The organism is Endozoicomonas sp. (assembly GCF_051008435.1).
GTDB lineage: Bacteria > Pseudomonadota > Gammaproteobacteria > Pseudomonadales > Endozoicomonadaceae > Endozoicomonas_A.
Map to the genome: position 1 here is coordinate 1 of NZ_JBPCXO010000121.1, position 3,805 is coordinate 3,805.

Consider the following 3,805-nt stretch of genomic DNA (forward strand, 5'->3'; position numbering starts at 1 on the left):
ATACGTCCTGGTTTATAAGGCAGTTCATTGAGTGTGGCGGTCAGGCTGGTGAGACTGAAGGCGTCGTTGTTAAAAATATCCAGTAAGCTCATCCCTGCTCTCCTGTTCTGAGAATGATATCCAGTGACGCCAGCTCACTGACGGCGGTGGTCTTTTGTTCGTCGGTGATGCCCTCCGGCCAAACCAGTAAGTCCTGATGCACTTCCGCCAGACGGGCAATGATGACTCCCTCCCCACCTGTAGCATCCGTAGTCACATGATCCCAAAGCACACCAGCGGCCATTTGCAGGCCACTCTCTCCATTAAGAGCTGCCGCTGGATCAAGTGGCCCAAACACATCCGTGGATGTATTCTTACCGAGGATCGTACCCGGCAGTAGTGTCAAGTCGGCAGCCAGCTCAACCAGCTCACGGCTAATGCTGTTGTTTCCTTCGGACACGATAAATTCGCCAGCGTGCACCGGCTCTGTCATCACAGGCATGATTTCAGTTCCTTTGAGAGGGTTGGATTGTCGGGTTAAGTGCGGGGTTAAGTGACAGCCTGACCGTTGCGCTTACGGTAGACGGCCTGAGTATTAATCAGAGGTTTGAGCGTCTGTTCTTGCTGGTTAGGGGTCAGACTGTTATCACTCCCGTCATCGTCCTGCACCAACAGATCAAACAGTTCCGTACGTACCTGCTCTTTGGACTTACCAGATTGGATATACTGACTGGCACGATCCGGTGAGTGCGCTGCAGTACAGAGGAACTTGATGGCTTCACACTCCGCCAGCCGGGCTTTTACATCCTCGATGCCTTGCTGCTGTCGGACAAACTGTTCCGCCATTTCCGGGTAACCGGCCTGATTGCACAGTGTCATCACCGCCAGGGCCTGTACACCCTTCTCCTCGTTGGGTTCAGGATCAGGCTGGTGTGGCGGATGCATAAAGCTGGAGAGATCAAAGCTGGCCGCCATTTTTACCGGGCTATCGACCTCATCAATCAGACCATGGCCTTCTGCTTCCGTTGCCGTAAACCAGGTTTCGTCATTCATCAGCTTGAACATGGCTTCTAGGTCCAGTTCACACCGACTGCAATAAGTCTGGGCAATCACCTCCGTGGTTTTATCCAGCATATCCGCCATTTTGCGTAATTCCCCAGCATCACCGCCCACCCAACCGAAGGGGTTATGAATCATCAACAGGGCATTTTCAGCCATATGAACGGTGTCGCCTGCCATGGCAATGACACTGGCGATACTGGCGGCCACCCCTTCAATCCGGACGTGGATATGGGCCTTGTGGTAACGCAGGGCATTGTAGATGGCCACCCCATCAAAGACAGAGCTGCCCGGGCTGTTGATACGAACGGTAATCTCATCGACATCAATATCTTTGAGGGTGCAGACCAGTTGCCGGGCTGAGACGCCAGCCCAGCCACCAATGACATCATAAATCAGCAGCTCGGCTGGCCGGACTGGTTTTTGAGCGTGGTCGCTCCGGACTCCTGTCCTCCCGCGACACTCCTAATTCCCTTTAGTTCGTACCAGGCTCTATTTTTGTTGAGCGGCTTCTTGTTCATCCGATGTTTTATCCTCTTCCGTGACAGGGTTTTCTTGTGTCGAAATCCGGGCATCACTGTCGTATTGCAGCTCCAGCTCATCCGCCCGGCGATTGTCGGCAGCGATTTCGTCATCGATCTGTTCGCTGTCGTAACCTTGCTCAGAGACCACTTCCGACCGGGATTTGAACCCACTGCGCACCGCCAGATTCTGGGATTGAACATCCTGCACCGGATGGATGTAGGCCCAACCGTGGGGTATCCACTTCACCCGGTTGTACTGTGATGGATTTCGATGAAGCTCAGGCGCTGAAACCGCACCACTGAGTACCGCCATCTCCAACCAGCGCTTCCAAACCGGTCGACAGAGCTGAAAGACCATCTGGTTGTGCTGGATCTGTTGAATACGACGACGGAACTCATTCAGGACAACGCGAAGTGCTCGATCACTGACGCCTTTCATATCACCGGACAAAACGTCATAGGGCAGCCCCATCCCTGCCGCCACCGCCATGAGTTGCTGTCGAATGAAGTCAGGGTAGTTACTGGCGGCTCCCGGAGGGGTATTGAACGTAATCTCTTCGCCGGGTGACAGCTCTTGCATGGTACCCGGCTCCATCGCCACCATGGGCACACCCTGAAGGTCATAGACAATGGGTCTGCCGGTCAGTGGATCAACCTTTTCCTGCTCCGGTGAAGGCTTGGTAATAAAACCGGTGAACAGGTTAGCGATTTCCTGTCGAAGCAGCGTGGCATCGTCAAACTTGTCCAGATGGAACATCCTTAACAACACCTGAGACAACAGTGGCTGGCCTCGTAATTGACCGGGCCGCAAGGGTTCATAAAGATGCATCACCTGTTTCGCAGGCACACGACGCAGACCTGCAGTATCCAAGGTTGTGTAATCCGAAGGGTGTTGCTTATGCATCCAGTAAGCCACCCGCTGCCCAATGGCATTGAACTCGATACCGGCTCTGATCTTACGGCCCTTTTTAAGATCGTCGTTGTAATCCGAGGGCACAAACTCTGCCTCCAGCAGTTGCAGCTGAAGGGGGACGTTCAAACCGTCACCTAGCTTACGAGGTCGAAAGCGCACAAAGCACTCACCGGCTTCCAGCATGGATCGCGCCGCCAATGACTGCTGGCCGTAAAAATCCAGTTGACCATCGGCATCGGACTCATCGGTCCAGGTCAGAAACAGGGTTTGTAACTGCTTTCGGAATTCATCATCTTTTGCTTCAGACTTGGGTTTGATACCGGTGCCGACAATGTTGGCCACCAGTTTTTCCAGCCCGGACGCGGCCCAGGGATCATTGCGGATCGCCGCTCGGGAGCGGTTGATCAGAGTGCCGAGGTTGCCGTTTAGTGCGTGGTTGGGACCACTGGAAGGAGCCAGCCAGCTCTGACTTCGCCGCCCTTGGCCTGCCGAGGTGTAGGCCAGGTTTTTTAGCTCAGGCAGTAGCCAGCCTGCGATTCGATGCTTCAAGCCCATTCAGTTATTCCTGAAAGCTGTGCTAATGTGGACCACTATGAAAAAGAAAACAGCCACCAACTGGAAAAGTCTGGAAGCAATGTCAGATGATGACATTGACACCACTGATATCCCTGAGCTGGGCGATGAGTTTTTCGATCACGCTGAACAACCCCCCTTCCTTGATGAGCCGCTGACCATGAGGCAAAAATTCTGTCTTTCACTTCGCTTATGGTTTATGTGGTTACCAGCTCTCGTTGCATTTTCAGGAGCATGCTACTTGCTTTGGGTGGGCTCCACATTATGGTTAACAGACCCCATACTGGCTTTTGTCTGTGCAGCCTTCATAGCTTTTTCGTTTGCTGTCATTTGGTTCTGTATCCTTTTCGGCTGGGGAGATTAAATGCCCTTTGACGAATAGATACCGTACTGTCGGGGCCGCTTTTGCTGTTTGATCAATTCCCGTTCAATGGCCTGCAGTCGCCTTTCCATTTCAGAGAAGCTGGCGTATTCCACCTTACGGCCTTCAAACTCAACCGTGCGAGTTTCGCGCAGCAATACAGCCCGCTTCAGCGCCTGGTATTCAGCATCAGTAATCATTTTTATCACTCAGGACGGTTATCCGTTGAGGTAGGCACTGCGTGTCATTCTTCTGGGACGGGGATTGTGCGCTGCTTCCGCTTGCTCTTGTTCAATCTGGACTTCCGGCTCTGGCCGCTGTTCAGCCAGTCGCTCGAGATCCAATCCACGGTGTTGCTGCAAGATACGCACTGCAGTTAACGCATAGACTCGACAG

General features: G+C 53.2%; 5 protein-coding genes. 1 reads left to right on the forward strand and 4 read right to left on the reverse strand.

What is annotated here, in order from left to right:
• Window positions 1–88: 88 nt before the first annotated feature.
• The 3 genes from ACR2PX_RS05610 to ACR2PX_RS05620 all read right to left on the reverse strand — a co-directional run bounded on the left by ACR2PX_RS05610 (window position 89) and on the right by ACR2PX_RS05620 (window position 3,030).
• The gene (locus tag ACR2PX_RS05610) at window positions 89–481 is read right to left on the reverse strand and encodes a head decoration protein (RefSeq protein WP_433998385.1); all 393 of its coding nucleotides are present in this window, start codon (window positions 479–481) and stop codon (window positions 89–91) included.
• Between the two features lie 47 nt (window positions 482–528).
• Window positions 529–1,440, reverse strand: coding sequence for a head maturation protease, ClpP-related (locus tag ACR2PX_RS05615; RefSeq protein WP_433998389.1), 912 nt, complete (start codon window positions 1,438–1,440; stop codon window positions 529–531).
• Window positions 1,441–1,530: 90 nt separating this feature from the next.
• On the reverse strand, window positions 1,531–3,030 hold the full coding sequence (locus ACR2PX_RS05620; RefSeq protein WP_433998386.1) for a phage portal protein: 1,500 nt from the start codon (window positions 3,028–3,030) through the stop codon (window positions 1,531–1,533).
• A gap of 37 nt (window positions 3,031–3,067) precedes the next feature.
• Between ACR2PX_RS05620 and ACR2PX_RS05625 the strand changes: the two genes are divergently transcribed.
• Window positions 3,068–3,412 (forward strand): hypothetical protein, encoded by a 345-nt coding sequence (locus tag ACR2PX_RS05625; protein WP_433998387.1) that lies wholly within the window; start codon window positions 3,068–3,070, stop codon window positions 3,410–3,412.
• Here ACR2PX_RS05625 and ACR2PX_RS05630 read toward each other — a convergent pair.
• Window positions 3,409–3,609, reverse strand: coding sequence for a phage head-tail joining protein (locus ACR2PX_RS05630; RefSeq protein WP_433998388.1), 201 nt, complete (start codon window positions 3,607–3,609; stop codon window positions 3,409–3,411). The genes ACR2PX_RS05625 and ACR2PX_RS05630 overlap by 4 nt on opposite strands.
• Between the last annotated feature and the right edge of the window lie 196 nt (window positions 3,610–3,805).